Genomic DNA, 14,882 nt, shown 5'->3' with positions numbered 1-14,882 from the left:
GGATCAGGCCGGATGAGGGAGCGGCCCGCCGCGGAGCGGCTGATGTCACCGCGGTGCCGTGCATCGCAAGGCGCAGGAAAGAGCCATGGCGGAGCCGCTGGGGCCTCCCCTGCTCGAGCGGAGCCGAGAGCTCGAGGAAGACTGACGACAACGCCGCGAGGCGCGGTGCCGGGGCACGCGAGCCCGGCATGATCCAAACGAGAGGCCCTGGGTCGGCCGTCCGGTGTACGGGTCCGTCAGTCGGTCAGCTCGTCCGCGAGGGCACGCAGAGCGAGGCGGTAGGAGCCGATGCCGAATCCCGCCACGGTCCCCGTGGCGACCGGTGCGACCACGGAGTTGTGGCGGAATTCCTCCCGTGCGTACGGGTTCGAGATGTGCACCTCGATCAGCGGGGCGGTGCGCTGGGCCGCCGCATCCCGCATTCCGTACGAATAGTGGGTGAAAGCCCCCGGGTTGAGAACGACCGGAATTGAACCGTCCGCGGCTTCGTGGAGCCAGCGGATCAGCTCGCCCTCGTCGTTGGTCTCCCGGACGTCGACGGCGAAGCCGAGCTCCTTGCCGAGCGCCTGGCAGGTCTCGACGAGCCCGGCGTAGGACGTCGCGCCGTACACATCGGGCTCGCGGGAGCCCAGCCGGCCGAGGTTCGGCCCGTTGAGGACGAGGACCCGGCGGGTCACGCCGACACCTCCCCGTAGGCGGCGAGCAGCACGGCCGGATCGGGGCCCTCCAGCACGGTGGGCTTACCGAGGCCGTCGAGGACGATGAAGCGCAGCAGGTCGCCGCGGGACTTCTTGTCGACCTTCATGTTCTCCAGCAGCTTGGGCCACTGGTCGCCGCGGTAGGTGAGCGGGAGTCCGACGGACTCCAGGACGGCGCGGTGCCGGTCGGCGGTGGCGTCGTCGAGGCGCCCGGCCAGCCGGCCCAGCTCGGCGGCGAAGACCATGCCGACCGAGACGGCCGCGCCGTGCCGCCACTTGTAGCGCTCGTTCTTCTCGATGGCGTGGGCCAGGGTGTGGCCGTAGTTGAGGATCTCGCGCAGCCCGGATTCCTTCAGGTCGCTGGAGACGACCTCGGCCTTGACCCGGATGGCCCGCTCGATCAGCTCGGCGGTGTGCGGTCCGGTGGGCGTACGGGCGCCCTCCGGGTCCTCCTCGACGAGGTCGAGGATCGCGGGGTCGGCGATGAAGCCGGCCTTGATGATCTCGGCCAGGCCGCTGACGTAGTCGTGCACCGGCAGCGAGTCCAGCGCGGCGAGGTCGCACAGGACCCCGGCCGGCGGGTGGAAGGCGCCGACGAGGTTCTTGCCCTCGGCGGTGTTGATGCCGGTCTTGCCGCCGACGGCCGCGTCGACCATGGCGAGCACGGTCGTGGGTACGGCGATCCAGCGCACGCCGCGCAGCCAGGTCGCGGCGACGAATCCGGCGACATCGGTGGTGGCTCCGCCGCCGACGCCGACGATGACGTCGGTGCGGGTGAAGCCGGTCTGCCCGAGTGCCTTCCAGCAGTAGGCCGCGACCTCGACGGTCTTGGCCTCCTCGGCGTTCGGCAGCTGGATCGCGATGGCCTCGTAGCCCTGCTCGGCGAGGTCCTGACGGACCGCCTCACCGGTCTCGGCAAGTGCCTCGGGGTGCAGGACGGCGACCCGCTTGGCGCGGTCGCCGATGAGCGTGGGCAGCTCGCCGAGGAGCTGCCGGCCGATCAGCACCTCGTACGGGTCGGTGCCCGCGCTGCCGGCGATCTGAATACGGGTGGGGCCCTGCTCGGTCATACGTGTGTTCTCCCGGCCGGGGGCGACGGGGTCGTCCGTGCGCTCCGGCAGTTCCAGTGCGTCGAGGACCGCCTGGGCGACCTCTTCGGGGGTGCGCTCGTCGGTGGCGACGGTCACCCGGGCCACCTCGGCGTACAGGTGCCGGCGGGCGTCCATCAGCTCGCGCCACTGCCGGCGCGGGTTGACGGCGAGCAGCGGACGGGCGGCGTTCAGGCCGACCCGCTTGACGGCCTCCTCGACGTCCATCGAGAGATAGACGACGGAGTGGTGGGCGAGCAGCGCGCGGGTCGTCGCGTCGAGCACGGCGCCGCCGCCGAGGGAGAGGACGCCCGCGTGCTCGGCGACGGCGGTGTGCACGGCCTGCCGCTCCAGTTCGCGGAAGTGTTCCTCGCCCTCGTCGTAGAAGATCTCGGGGATCGGCTTGCCGGCCCTGGCGACGACGTCCGCGTCGGTGTCCCGGTACGTGGTGCCGAGCCGGGCGGCGAGCAGTTCACCGACCGTGGACTTGCCGACGCCCATCGGCCCCACGAGGACGATCAGCGGGCCGCTCATCGGATCTGCAGATGGTCGAGGTACGACTGCACGTTGCGACGGGTCTCCGCGACGCTGTCGCCGCCGAACTTCTCCGCGACGGCGTCGGCCAGGACCAGTGCGACCATCGCCTCGGCGACGATGCCCGCCGCCGGAACGGCACAGACATCGGAGCGCTGGTGGTGGGCCTTGGCGGGCTCACCGGTGACGACGTCGACGGTGGCGAGCGCGCGCGGCACGGTCGCGATGGGCTTCATCGCGGCGCGGACCCGCAGCAGCTCACCGGTGGTCAGACCGCCCTCGGTGCCGCCGGAGCGGCCGGAGGCGCGCTTGATGCCGTCCTCGGTGACCAGGATCTCGTCGTGCGCCTTGGAACCGGGGACCCGGGCCAGGTCGAAGCCGTCGCCGACCTCGACCCCCTTGATCGCCTGGATGCCCATCAGGGCCGCGGCGAGCCGGGCGTCGAGGCGGCGGTCCCAGTGGACGTGCGAGCCGAGGCCGACGGGCACTCCGTACGCCAGCACCTCGACCACGCCGCCGAGGGTGTCGCCGTCCTTGTGGGCCTGGTCGATCTCGGCGACCATTTCCTTGCTCGCGTCGGCGTCCAGGCAGCGCACCGGGTCGGCGTCCAGCCGCTCGACGTCGGCCGGCGTCGGGTAGACGCCGTAGGGCGCCTTGGCCGCGGCCAGTTCGACGACATGGCTGACGATCTCGATGCCCGCGGTCTCCTTGAGGTACGACCGTGCGACGGCGCCGAGCGCCACCCGGGCCGCTGTCTCCCGGGCGCTGGCGCGCTCCAGGATCGGCCGTGCCTCGTCGAAGCCGTACTTCTGCATCCCGGCGAGGTCGGCGTGGCCGGGACGCGGGCGGGTCAGCGGGGCGTTACGGGCCAGCGCGGCCAGTTCCTCGGGGTCGACCGGGTCGGCCGACATGACCTGCTCCCACTTGGGCCACTCGGTGTTACCCACCATCACGGCGACGGGCGAGCCCATGGTGAGACCGTGCCGCACCCCGCCGAGGAAGGTGACCTCGTCCTTCTCGAACTTCATCCGCGCACCGCGGCCGTAACCGAGCCGCCGCCGGGCGAGTGCGTCCGCCACCATCTCCGTGGTGATCGGGACGCCGGCGGGAAGACCCTCCAGCGTCGCCACGAGTGCGGGGCCGTGCGACTCCCCCGCGGTCAGCCAGCGCAACCTGCTCAACGGTGCTCCTCATGCTCGCGCCTGGAACTGCGACGGCGCGACCGGGTGCGCGGCCCTGGCCCGCCGTCTTTGATCCTCCCACGGCCGGGGCGTGAACCGGTCGCCGGTCCAGAAGACGGACGTCTTCCGTCGCGGGCGTGAGAGGGGTCAGCGGGTGGCGAGCGCCGCTTCCCCGGCCTGCCGCATGGCCACGAGCGGAGCGGGCGCGCGACCGGTCATCTGCTCGACCTGGAGGACGGCCTGGTGTACCAAAAGGTCGAGACCTCCGACGACTGTGCCGTTACGAGCCGCCCAGGCGGCCGCGAGTCCGGTCGGCCAGGGCTCGTAGAGCACATCGAAGAGCGTGCCCGGCCGGTCCGGCACGGCGCCGGTCAGCGCGTCCGTGGCACCGGCCGGAGTGGTGGCGACGACCAGCGGGGCGTGCAGCGCCTGCTCGGCCTCCGCCCAGTCGGAGATCCGCACGTCGACGCCGAGCCGTTCGCCCCAGCCGCGCATCTCCCGGCCCCGTTCCCGGCTGCGGACGTACGCCGTGACCGGTCCCGTACAGATCTCGGACAGCGCGGCGAGCGCGGAGGAAGCGGTCGCCCCGGCACCGAGGACGGCGGCGGAGTCGGTCTTCTCCACACCGCGTTCGCGTAGTGCGGCGATCATGCCGGGGATATCGGTGTTGTCGCCGACCCGGCGGCCGTCCTTTGTGAAGACGACCGTGTTGACGGCTTCCACCGACGATGCCGTCCCGCTGATGGAGTCCAGCAGCGGGATGATCGCGCGCTTGAGCGGCATGGTCAGCGAGAGCCCCGCCCAGGTGGAGTCGAGCCCCTCGACGAAGCCGGGGAGCGCGGCCTCATCGATCTCGAAGCGGTCGTACGACCATCCGGCGAGACCGAGTTCGGCGTACGCGGCCCGGTGCAGGACCGGGGAGAGCGAGTGGGCGATGGGCGAGCCGAGAACGGCCGCCCGGCGACGCCCGTCAGTCGAGGCCATGCTGTTCCTTGAACTTCTTGTTGAGCCTCTCGTGCTCGGCGGCCGTCTTGGTGAACTCGGTCTTCTTGCCGTCGAGCGAGATGAAGAACATCCACCCGTCATGAGTGGGATTGAGCGTTGCGCGCAGGGCTTCGTCGCCCGGATTGCTGATCGGCCCCGGTGGAAGGCCCTCGTGGTAATAGGTGTTGTACGGGTCCGGATTGCTCAGGATCTCACTCGACCTGATCTTGATCTTACTCTGGTTCTTGAGGTAATTGAATGAGGAGTCGAATTGAAGCTTACGGTTCGTGACCGTGTTGTCCGGCTCCAAGCGGTTGTAGGCGACTTCAGCCATCTTGCGGAAGTCGTCGTGTGTGAGGCCTTCAGCCTGGACCAGGCTGGCGACGGTGAGGACCTGCCAAGGACCGTCCAGGTTGTGCTTCTTGGCCGTTCCCTCGAGGTCGAACTTTTCGTACTCCTCGTTGGCGCGGGAGACCATCTTCTTCAGGATCGTCTCCGGCTTGGTTTCCTTGGTGACCGGATAGGCGGCCGGGTACAGGAATCCCTCCAGCGGGTCCTTTATGTCCTTGTCGTTGCTCACCCAGTCGGGCAGACCGAGGTCGGAAGCCTTGGACGTGGCAATTCCCTTGGTCGTTCCCTTTTTGAGGCCCAGTTTCTTGTCGACCATCCAATAGATGTCGACATTGCGGTAACCCTCGGGAATCACCAAAAGATTCTGGCTCTTCGGGTCGAGCATCATCTTCACGGCCTCGGCCGCGGACATCTTCTCGTGGAGCAGATAGACGCCGGCCTGGATCGACTTGCCCTTGGGGTTGTCGTTCTGCGCGGCGACGAACGCGTCGACGCTCTTGACGACGCCCTTCTGCTTCAGGATGTTGCCGATGTCGTAGCCGAAGGCGTTCTTCTGGATCTCGACCTCGACCTCGCCGGTGCCCGTGCCGGTGTAGTCGGGCGCCGCGCCGAATTTGTCCTGCCAGAACGAGTAACCGAGGTAGCCCACGCCGCCGACGCCACCGACCAGCACCACCGCGACGACCAGGCATGCGACACCGCTGCGGCTCTTCTTCCCCTTGCCGCCCCGGCGCTCATTGCCACCGCGACCGCCGCGGCGTGACTCGCGCGGGTCGTCGTCGTGCTCGTCGTCGTCCTTGTCGCTGCGGTCGTCGGCGCCGGTGAAGAAGGGGTGGGTCTCCTCCGGCTGGGCCTCCGGGTCCCAGTCGGGACTCTGCGCGGGGGCCTGCTCGGGGACGGCCTCCCGGCGGCCCGGGGGCTGCGGCGGCGGGTAGGCCTCCGGTGTGCCGTAGTAGTCATGCGTCTCGCCGTAGCCGGCCTGCCGGCCGCCGTACGGGTCGGCCTGCTGGGCGTCGTAGGGCATCGCGGCGGACTGCTGCCCGGTATCCCAACCACCATTGCCGTACTGGGGCTGCTGGGGCTGGGACTGAGGTTGCTGCTGCTGCGCGTACGGGTCCTGCGGGGCTCCGTACGCGGGCTGCTGCTGATAATGCTGCTGCGCGTAAGGGTCCTGTGGCTGCTGCTGCGCGTAAGGGTCCTGTGGCTGCTGCTGCGCGTAAGTGTCCTGCTGCTGCTGCGCGTAGGCGTCCTGCGACTGCTGCTGCGCGTACGGGTCCTGGGGGTAGGGCTGCTGGCCGCCGTACTGGTTCTGGCCGTGGGCAGACTGCTGTCCTCCCCACCCCTGATCCCCGTACAAGGGGTCCTCGGGATGCCACGGTTCGGAGCCGGGGCCCCGGCCATACTCAGTCATCGATCCCCTAGAGCCGCGAGACGACATTCCGTCTCTTTGCTGTGCGGTGTTTGTTCGAACACCGCCGCATCGCGCGGAACGTTACCGTATCGCGATCAGAGAGCCACTTCGACGCCTTCGCCCGGGGCTTTACCCGAGGACCGTTCGGACTCCAGAGCGTTCTGAAGGATCACCACAGCGGCAGCCTGATCGATGACGGAACGGCCTTTCTTGGACTTCACGCCCGAGGCGCGCAGCCCTTGACTGGCCGTCACTGTGGTCATCCTCTCGTCCACCAGTCGCACCGGAATGGGTGCGACCGAGCGGGCGACCTCCTGGGCGAAGACGCGGATCTTGGCGGCGGCGGGTCCCTCACCGCCGCCGAGGGACCGCGGCAGGCCGATGATGATCTCGATCGGCTCGTACTCCTGGACGATCTGTCCGAGCCGCCGGTGGGCCGCCGGGACATCGCGCCCCGGAACGGTCTCCACCGGCGTCGCGAGGATTCCGTCGGGGTCGCACGAGGCGACCCCGATCCGGGCGTCCCCGACGTCGATCGCGAGCCGACGGCCGCGGCGCATCTGCGTCATCCCCGCCGTCACGCCGTCTCGGTGACGAGGCGTTCGACAGCGGCCACGGCGGCGCCGATGGCCTCGGGGTTCTGGCCGCCGCCCTGAGCGACGTCCGGCTTGCCGCCGCCACCGCCGCCGAGAGTCTTGGCAGCCGTACGGACCAGGTCGCCGGCCTTGAGTCCGCGCTCGCGGGCGGCCTCGTTGGTGGCGATCACGGTCAGCGGGCGGCCGTTGGCGGTGGAGAACAGGGCCACGACGGCCGGGCGGCCGCCCTGGATGCGACCACGGACGTCGAGGACGAGCTTGCGCAGGTCGTCGGCCGAGGTCCCGTCGGGCACCTGACCGGTGACCAGGGCGACGCCCCGTACGTCCTTCGCCGAGTCGGCCAGTCCGGCGGCGGCCTGGAGGACCTTCTCCGCGCGGAACTTCTCGATCTCCTTCTCGGCGTCCTTCAGCTTGCCGAGCATTCCGGCGATCTTCTCCGGGAGCTCCTCGGAACGGCCCTTGACCAGCTCCTGGAGCTGGGCCACGACCGTGTGCTCCCTGGCGAGGAAGTTGTACGCGTCGACGCCGACGAGGGCCTCGATGCGGCGCACACCGGAACCGATGGACGATTCGCCGAGCAGCTTCACCAGGCCCAGCTGGGCGGTGTTGTGGACGTGCGTACCGCCGCAGAGTTCCTTGGAGAAGTCGCCGATGGTGACGACCCGGACACGCTCGCCGTACTTCTCGCCGAACTCGGCGATGGCACCCTGCTTCTTGGCCTCGTCGATCGACATGACCTCGGCCTGGACGTCGAGTTCGCGGGCGAGGACCTCGTTGATCTTCTGCTCGACGTCGGTGAGGACCGTACCGGGTACGGCTGCGGGCGAACCGAAGTCGAAGCGGAAGCGGCCCGGCGAGTTCTCCGAACCGGCCTGGGCGGCCGTCGGGCCCAGTGCGTCGCGCAGCGCCTGGTGCGTGAGGTGCGTGGCGCTGTGGGCGCGGGCGATGGCGCGGCGGCGGGTGGTGTCGATGGCGGCGTAGGCCGAGGCACCGACGGTCACCTCGCCGACCTGCACCGAGCCCTTGTGGACGGAGACGCCCGGGACGGGCTGCTGGACATCGCGGACCTGGATGACGGCGCCGCTGTCGAGCCGGATCCGGCCCTGGTCGGCGAGCTGGCCGCCGCCCTCGGCGTAGAACGGGGTGCGGTCCAGGACGACTTCGACCTCGTCGCCCTCGGTGGCGGCGGGCGAGGGCACGCCGTCGACGAGCAGGCCGACGATCCTCGACTCGCCCTCGGTGGCGGTGTAGCCGGTGAACTCGGTGATGCCGGAGTTGTCGGCGACCTCGCGGTAGGCGGACAGGTCGGCGTGGCCCGTCTTCTTGGCCTTGGCATCGGCCTTGGCCCGCTCCCGCTGCTCCTTCATCAGGCGGCGGAAGCCGTCCTCGTCCACGGCGAGGCCCTGTTCCGCGGCCATCTCCAGGGTGAGGTCGATCGGGAAGCCCCAGGTGTCGTGGAGCAGGAACGCCTTGTCGCCGGCGAGGACCTTGCCGCCGGCGGCCTTGGTCTCGGTGACGGCGGTGTCGAGGATGTTGGTGCCGCCCCTGAGGGCCTTGAGGAAGGCGGCCTCTTCGGCGAGCGCGACGGTCTCGATGCGCTTGCGGTCGGTGATCAGCTCCGGGTACTGCTGCCCCATCGTCTCGATCACGACATCGACCAGGTCCTCGACGACCGGCCCGGTGGCACCCAGCAGCCGCATGTTGCGGATGGCGCGGCGCATGATGCGGCGCAGCACGTAGCCGCGGCCCTCGTTGCCGGGGGTGACGCCGTCACCGATGAGCATCGCGGAGGTACGGATGTGGTCGGCAACCACGCGGAGCGAGACGTCCGAACCGTGGTCGGCGCCGTACTGGACACCGGTCAGCTCGGTGGCCCTGTCCATGACGACACGCAGGGTGTCGGTCTCGTACATGTTCTGTACGCCCTGCAGGATCATGGCGAGGCGTTCCAGGCCCAGACCCGTGTCGATGTTCTTCGACGGCAGGTCACCGAGGATCGGGAAGTCCTCCTTGCCGTCACCGGCGCCCCGCTCGTACTGCATGAAGACCAGGTTCCAGATCTCCACGTAGCGCTCGTCGTTGACGGCCGGGCCGCCCTCGACGCCGAACTCGGGGCCGCGGTCGTAGTTGATCTCGGAGCAGGGGCCACAGGGACCGGGGACACCCATGGACCAGAAGTTGTCCTTCTTGCCCAGACGCTGGATGCGCTCGGCCGGTACGCCGATCTTGTCGCGCCAGATCTGCTCGGCCTCGTCATCGTCCAGATAGACCGTGATCCACAGCCGCTCGGGGTCGAGACCGAAGCCACCGTCCGCCACAGGGCTCGTCAGAGCCTCCCAGGCGTAACTGATGGCGCCTTCCTTGAAGTAGTCGCCGAAGGAGAAGTTGCCGCACATCTGGAAGAACGTGCCATGCCGGGTGGTCTTCCCGACCTCCTCGATGTCCGGCGTACGAACACACTTCTGCACGCTGGTGACGCGCGGGGCGGGCGGCTTGACCTCGCCGAGGAAGTACGGCTTGAAGGGAACCATGCCCGCGGGGACCAGCAGCAGAGTCGGGTCGTCCGCGATGAGCGACGCCGAAGGGACGACGGTGTGACCGCGCTCCTCGAAGAAGCTCAGCCAGCGGCGACGAATTTCAGCCGACTCCATCAGTGGTCCTCATTCCGGTTGTACGAGTTGTAGGGGAGCGTGCGGTAGTGGGTGCCTTCGAGTGGCCGGTCCGGTCCGACGGACTCGGCCGCTTCGACGACGAAGTGGCGCCGTACGGGGAGCTCGGGGTCGACCGGTGCCTCCAGGCCCAGCGCCTCGCCCAGTTCGGCCTCGCGCCGGGCCATGGACTCACGGACGTCGAGGGCGAAGTCCTTGAGCTTGTGACCGGTCTCGATCGCCTTGTCGGCGGCCTGCGCCGCGAGGCTCTCGGGGGTCAGCTGCTTGAGCTTGCGGTTGACCTTGGTGGTCGCCCAGACACCGGCGGCGGCGCCGGCGGTGAACCAGAACGTACGGCGGAACATCGCTGCGTCAGTCCTTCGATCCGCGGGAGTTTCGGCCGTTGCGCTTCCTGCCGCGCGCGGACGGCACGGTACGGCCGACAAGCACCGTACGACGGGACGGCCGGCGCGCAGGTTCCGGTTCCGCACCGGTCTTGCGGCCGATGGCCTGGCGCACCCCGTAGCCGAACGCGGCGACCTTGACGAGCGGGCCGCCGAAGGTCGAGGCGACAGTGGTGGAGAGCGCCGAGGCGTTCGAGGTGACTTCCTGGACGTCCGTGGCGATCGCGTCGACCTTGTCGAGCTGGGTCTGCGCGGAGCGCACGGTGGCGGAGGCGTCGGCCAGCAGCGGGACCGCCTGCTCGGTCACGTCCGCCACGAGCTTGGTGGTCGCCCTGAGCGTCTGGGCCAGCCTCACCAGTACGACGGCGAGGAACGAAACCAGGATCGCCCAGAAGACGGCTACCAGGATCCCGGCCACCTCTCCACCGGACACAGTGCACCGCTCTCTAGCTTGTCGCTGTCTCTGTACTGTCTCTGTCAGTCTCTGCTCGGTCCGCCGACCGCCGCCGCGGCAGCCAGTCGTCGTCACCCGAGCCTATCGCGCCGGTGGTCGCGCCCCGTACCGCATTACCGGCGGCAAGGACCGCAGTTGGCACGAGGGGTTCGTAGGGGCCGCCGCGGTGCGTCCGGAGTCCCGGCTGACCGACGGCAATCGCGCGGCGGCGCGGGAACACCGGGGCGTTCTTCCGGGCCGCCGACGGGTCCGGGGAGAACGCGACGGCCCGCCGCCTCCCGTACGACGGGGAGGGGCGGGCCGGAGCGCTGGTGAGAGCGGCTACGCCTGGGATCAGCGGGCGTAGTACTCGACGACGAGCTGCTCGTCGCAGATCACGGGGATTTCCTTGCGGTTCGGGTCCCGGTCAAGGCGGAAGGCCAGGGCCTTCAGGTTCACCTGCAGGTAGCGCGGGGTCTCGCCGTCGGGGGCGTAACCACCCTCGCGGGCAACCTGGAAGGGGTGCTTGTCGCGGCTGCGCTCGCGGACCATCACGATGTTGTCGGGACGGACACGGAAGGACGGCTTGTCGACCTTGCGGCCATCGACCTCGATGTGACCGTGCACGACCATCTGGCGGGCCTGGTAGATGGTGCGGGCGATGCCCGAACGCAGAACCAGGGCGTCGAGACGACGCTCGAGCTCGACGACCAGCGCCTCGCCCGTCTTGCCCTCGGCCTTCTTGGCACGGTCGTAGGCACGCGCCATCTGGCGCTCGCTGATGTCGTACTGGGCACGCAGGCGCTGCTTCTCCAGCAGACGGACCTTGTAGTCCGAGTTCTGCTTGCGACCACGGCCGTGCTCGCCCGGCGGGTAGGGGCGGGCCTCGAAGTACTTGACCGCCTTCGGCGTCAGCGCGATGCCGAGCGCGCGGCTCTTCTTGACCTTGGGACGCGACTGGTTAGGCACGTTCTCCAGACCTCCGTTGTAGGTTAGGTTAGGCTCACCTTACTTGAGGAGATCGCATGTCTCGCCCGGGGAACACCACACACATCACGGACAGCACTGACAGCGTCGACACCTCTCAGGGTGCCGATACGACGGAGGACCGATCAGATCGTGGTCAGCCGCGTCCCGGCGGGCTTGAAAACACTCGGATGCCGTCAGCAGCCGAGCGCACACGAACTCTCGTACAGAGTACCTGTTCGGCGGTGCTGCTCGTCCCCGGGCCGAACGCGGCCGACCCGGGTCAGCTGATGCCGTCGGCCAGGAGCGTGGGCCCCGACGGGGACCTGTTCCTCGAACTCCCCGCGGATTCCCCGGCCGTACGGGCCGCGACGCACGCCGAGGGCGAAGGGCCGAGCGCTGTGCTGGAGATCACGGATGTCGCCCCGGTCTCCGTGCCGCACCGCATCCGCGGGCGCGCCCGGGTCTCCGGCCGGCTCACCACCGTACCCGGCATGTCGGGGCCGAGCCGGACGACGCTTCGGCTGGCGACGGGCGAGGCGTACATCGACGATCTGTGGGGCGCCGAGGAGGTCGGGCCGGAGGAATTCCGGAACGCGGCGCCCGACCCGCTCGTCGGACACGAGGCGGAGCTGCTGCAGCATCTGCACGCGGCGCACGGCGAGCAACTGGGCACGTTGTGCGGACTGCTGGGCGAGCGTTCGGCCCGCCGCTGCGCGGCCCACCGGCCCTCCGCCGTACCGCTCGCACTGGACCGGTACGGGCTGCGGGTACGCCTCTGCGAGGACCGGCGGCGGTGCTTCGACGCACGCTTCGAATTCCCCGAGCCGGTGCGCGACATCAGCGAACTGCGCCACGCCATGCACACGCTCTTCGAGGCGGCGGCGAACTGAACGGAGGTACCGGTTCCCACAGGCTTTCCGGCCTCGCCCGGCCTCGAGTCCCGCGCGTCCCCCTCAGTCGGTGGACGGGCCGGCGTCGCCGTCGGGGCCCGAGCGGCCGAGGCGCTCGCGGACCCGTTCCACCACATCCGCGTAACGCGCCTCCGCGCCGTAACGCGTGGGCCGGTAGTAGTGCTTGTCGCGGACGGCGTCCGGGGAGTACTGCTGGGCGGCGATGCCGCCTGGGACGTCGTGCGGATACACATAGCCCTGGGCGTGGCCCAGCTTGGCCGCGCCCTTGTAGTGGCCGTCGCGCAGATGGGCCGGGACGGGGCCCGCGAGGCCCTTCCGTACGTCCTCCTGGGCGGCGAAGATCGCCAGCGTCGCCGCATTGGACTTGGGAGCGAGGGCCAGGGCGATCGTGGCATGGCTCAGGGTGAGCGCCGCCTCCGGGAATCCGATCATGGCCACCGCCTGGGCCGCCGCGACGGCGATGGGCAGTGCCGTGGGGTCGGCGAGACCGATGTCCTCGCTGGCCGAGATCATCAGCCGTCGGGCGATGAACCGGGGGTCCTCCCCCGCCTCGATCATCCGGGCCAGGTAATGCAGCGCGGCATCGACGTCGGAGCCGCGGATCGACTTGATGAGCGCGCTCGCCACGTCGTAGTGCTGGTCGCCGTCCCGGTCGTACTTGACGGCCGCGCGATCGACCGTCTCCTCCAGGGTCAGGAGGGTGATCTCCTTCTCCTGCTTGGACAGCGCCGCTCCGGCCGCCGCCTCCAGCGCCGTCAGCGCCCGACGGGCGTCGCCACCCGCGATACGCAGCAGATGTGCCTCGGCGTCCCCCGGCAGCGCCACCGCGCCGCCCAGTCCGCGCTCGTCGTCAAGGGCACGCCGCAGCAAGCCGCGCAGATCGTCGTCGGTGAGCGATTCCAGGGTGAGCAGGAGCGAGCGCGACAGCAGCGGCGAGATGATCGAGAAGTACGGATTCTCGGTGGTCGCGGCGATCAGGGTCACCCAGCGGTTCTCCACGGCCGGGAGCAGGGAGTCCTGCTGTGCCTTGGAGAAGCGGTGGATCTCGTCGAGAAAGAGGACGGTCTCCTTGCCGTAGCCGCCGGTGGCGCGGCGGGCGCCCTCGATAACGGCCCGTACTTCCTTGACGCCCGCGGTGATCGCGGAGAGCTCGACGAAGCGCTTGTTGGTGGCCTTGCTGACCACGTACGCGAGAGTCGTCTTCCCGATGCCGGGCGGGCCCCAGAGGATCACCGACGAGGGCCCCGCGGGCCCGCCGTTCCCCTCGCCGACGAGGCGGCGCAGCGGCGAGCCCGGCTTGAGGAGATGCTGCTGGCCGACGACCTCGTCGAGGGTGCGGGGGCGCATCCGGACAGCCAGCGGGCTGCTGGACGGGTCCTTCTCCTGGCGGTCTTCGGCGGCTGCGGTAAAGAGGTCGGGCTCCACGTTTTGAAGCCTATGTCACGGCACCGACATCCCCGCCGGGCCGGTCGCCCGGCGGGAGCCGCGGTCCGGTCAGCTGGTCCAGAAGTCCCACCAGCGGGTCAGGATCAGCATGCCGATGATGCCGACCCACAGGACGGGCGGCACCCAGTGGAACTCCGTCAACCCGTTGCGCAGCCAGTTCGGCGCGGGCAGGATCCGGTGCTTGATGTTGTGCGTGGTGACGTAGCAGAACATGAAGATCGTGGCGACCCAGGCCAGGCAGCACCACAGGCAGAGCGAGTTGATGTTGTAGAGCGACTGGTACTGGAGCCAGGTGCAGAAGCCGACGCCGAACAGCGTGCCGGCGTTCATCCCCAGCCAGTACCAGCTGCGGAAGCGGGCACCCGCGAGCAGTGCCAGGCCGATGCCGATGATCACTGAGTAGGTGACCAGACCGAGCATCGGGTTCGGGAAGCCGAAGGCGGCCGCCTGCTCGCTCTTCATGATGTTGCCGCACGCGACGACCGGGTTGAGGCTGCATCCCGGTGTGAAGTTGGGGTCTTCCAGCAGCTTGAACTTGTCGATCGTGATGACCCAGGCGGCGAGGAGTCCGGCGGCGCCCGTGATCACCAGCAGCAGTGCCAACGCCCGGCTGCCGCCGATGGTCCTCTTCCCGCCGTCCTCGTCCTGGTCGGAGGAGGGGTGGTCTACCGCTGCAGTCGTCATATCGCCGTTCCATCAGTGAGTGGCCTGCTGGGCACGGTCATTCTGCCGCACCGCATCGCGGGACTTCCGTTCGATGGACATAAAGGTGTGCGCGAAGCTTCGCGCACGAACGGGGCCGTGAAGTGCACGACCGTGGAGATTCTGCAGGGCCGCCGCAACCGTGACGGGGAACCGCGCCGGCGCTCGGCGCGGACCCGGCTTCCGCGGACCGCCGTTGGCGTTCGCAGGTCGGAGTCGTCCGGCACGATGAATCCGCGCCCGCCGAGTTGACGGTACGGGAGACGGTGACGCATTGCGCCCGCTCCTACCCGTGGCCGCGCGACTGCGGGGATGTCATCGCAACGGTGGGTCCGGTGCAGAAGGCCGGTGCCGTGTCAAGGAGCTCTCCGGTGACCAACGACGCCGTCTCGACGTGGCGCTCCAGGGGCCTGGTTCGTCGCCGGTCCGGTGCTGTGACCGCTGACCTTCCGGTGGACGGACCGGCGCGACGGCCAGGGTCTCTCCGGCTCCGATCCGCCGGGCAGCCCCTCGCAGGGTGCGTCGC

Annotated in this window: 13 protein-coding genes and 1 pseudogene; 2 read left to right on the top strand and 12 right to left on the bottom strand. The window is 69.6% G+C overall.

The genetic code is table 11. The annotated features are described in order from the left end of the window. Positions 1-236: 236 nt before the first annotated feature. The 10 genes from aroQ to rpsD form a co-directional block, all read right to left on the bottom strand. Positions 237-677, bottom strand: a complete 441-nt coding sequence (aroQ, locus tag ACFU8Q_RS29055; RefSeq protein ID WP_266745098.1) for a type II 3-dehydroquinate dehydratase — start codon at positions 675-677, stop codon at positions 237-239. Beyond that, positions 674-2,320, bottom strand: a complete 1,647-nt coding sequence (gene aroB, locus ACFU8Q_RS29050; RefSeq protein WP_384459091.1) for a 3-dehydroquinate synthase — start codon at positions 2,318-2,320, stop codon at positions 674-676. The genes aroQ and aroB overlap by 4 nt, the downstream gene beginning before the upstream one ends. Then, positions 2,317-3,501 (bottom strand): chorismate synthase, encoded by a 1,185-nt coding sequence (gene aroC, locus ACFU8Q_RS29045; protein ID WP_384459088.1) that lies wholly within the window; start codon positions 3,499-3,501, stop codon positions 2,317-2,319. The genes aroB and aroC overlap by 4 nt, the downstream gene beginning before the upstream one ends. Positions 3,502-3,648: 147 nt before the next feature. Then, entirely contained in the window at positions 3,649-4,485 is an 837-nt protein-coding gene (locus ACFU8Q_RS29040) for a shikimate dehydrogenase (RefSeq protein WP_384459085.1), read from the bottom strand. Beyond that, positions 4,472-6,247 carry an endolytic transglycosylase MltG gene (gene mltG / locus ACFU8Q_RS29035; RefSeq protein ID WP_384459082.1) on the bottom strand — a complete coding sequence of 592 codons (1,776 nt, stop codon included), beginning with the start codon at positions 6,245-6,247 and terminating at the stop codon, positions 4,472-4,474. Before mltG ends, ACFU8Q_RS29040 begins: the two co-directional genes overlap by 14 nt. A 95-nt stretch (positions 6,248-6,342) precedes the next feature. After that, positions 6,343-6,816, bottom strand: a complete 474-nt coding sequence (gene ruvX / locus ACFU8Q_RS29030) for a Holliday junction resolvase RuvX (protein ID WP_384459097.1) — start codon at positions 6,814-6,816, stop codon at positions 6,343-6,345. Between the two features lie 8 nt (positions 6,817-6,824). Further along, positions 6,825-9,494, bottom strand: coding sequence for an alanine--tRNA ligase (gene alaS / locus ACFU8Q_RS29025; RefSeq protein WP_384459079.1), 2,670 nt, complete (start codon positions 9,492-9,494; stop codon positions 6,825-6,827). Then, a complete protein-coding gene (locus ACFU8Q_RS29020; protein ID WP_384459076.1) occupies positions 9,494-9,856 on the bottom strand; it encodes a DUF6167 family protein in 363 nt (120 codons plus the stop codon). Before ACFU8Q_RS29020 ends, alaS begins: the two co-directional genes overlap by 1 nt. Positions 9,857-9,863: 7 nt before the next feature. Beyond that, the gene (locus ACFU8Q_RS29015; protein ID WP_384459094.1) at positions 9,864-10,313 is read right to left on the bottom strand and encodes a DUF948 domain-containing protein; all 450 of its coding nucleotides are present in this window, start codon (positions 10,311-10,313) and stop codon (positions 9,864-9,866) included. A gap of 369 nt (positions 10,314-10,682) precedes the next feature. Further along, positions 10,683-11,297 (bottom strand): 30S ribosomal protein S4, encoded by a 615-nt coding sequence (gene rpsD, locus ACFU8Q_RS29010; RefSeq protein WP_030918857.1) that lies wholly within the window; start codon positions 11,295-11,297, stop codon positions 10,683-10,685. A 188-nt stretch (positions 11,298-11,485) separates the two neighbouring features. On the opposite strand from rpsD, the gene ACFU8Q_RS29005 reads away from it, so the two are divergent. Beyond that, positions 11,486-12,187, top strand: a complete 702-nt coding sequence (locus tag ACFU8Q_RS29005; RefSeq protein ID WP_384459073.1) for a DUF2470 domain-containing protein — start codon at positions 11,486-11,488, stop codon at positions 12,185-12,187. A 63-nt stretch (positions 12,188-12,250) separates the two neighbouring features. Here the strand turns inward: ACFU8Q_RS29005 and ACFU8Q_RS29000 are convergent, their stop codons facing one another. After that, on the bottom strand, positions 12,251-13,633 hold the full coding sequence (locus ACFU8Q_RS29000) for a replication-associated recombination protein A (protein WP_384459070.1): 1,383 nt from the start codon (positions 13,631-13,633) through the stop codon (positions 12,251-12,253). Between the two features lie 69 nt (positions 13,634-13,702). Continuing rightward, positions 13,703-14,338 carry a vitamin K epoxide reductase family protein gene (locus tag ACFU8Q_RS28995; protein ID WP_384459067.1) on the bottom strand — a complete coding sequence of 212 codons (636 nt, stop codon included), beginning with the start codon at positions 14,336-14,338 and terminating at the stop codon, positions 13,703-13,705. Positions 14,339-14,446: 108 nt separating this feature from the next. On the opposite strand from ACFU8Q_RS28995, the pseudogene ACFU8Q_RS28990 reads away from it, so the two are divergent. Then, a pseudogene (locus ACFU8Q_RS28990) lies at positions 14,447-14,759 on the top strand (ATP-binding cassette domain-containing protein); the annotation flags it as partial. Between the last annotated feature and the right edge of the window lie 123 nt (positions 14,760-14,882).

The sequence above is a fragment of the Streptomyces sp. NPDC057543 genome, assembly GCF_042801895.1.
Lineage (GTDB): Bacteria > Actinomycetota > Actinomycetes > Streptomycetales > Streptomycetaceae > Streptomyces.
Note: the sequence above shows the minus strand (reverse complement) of the source record. Positions and strands in the feature narration are given on the sequence as shown.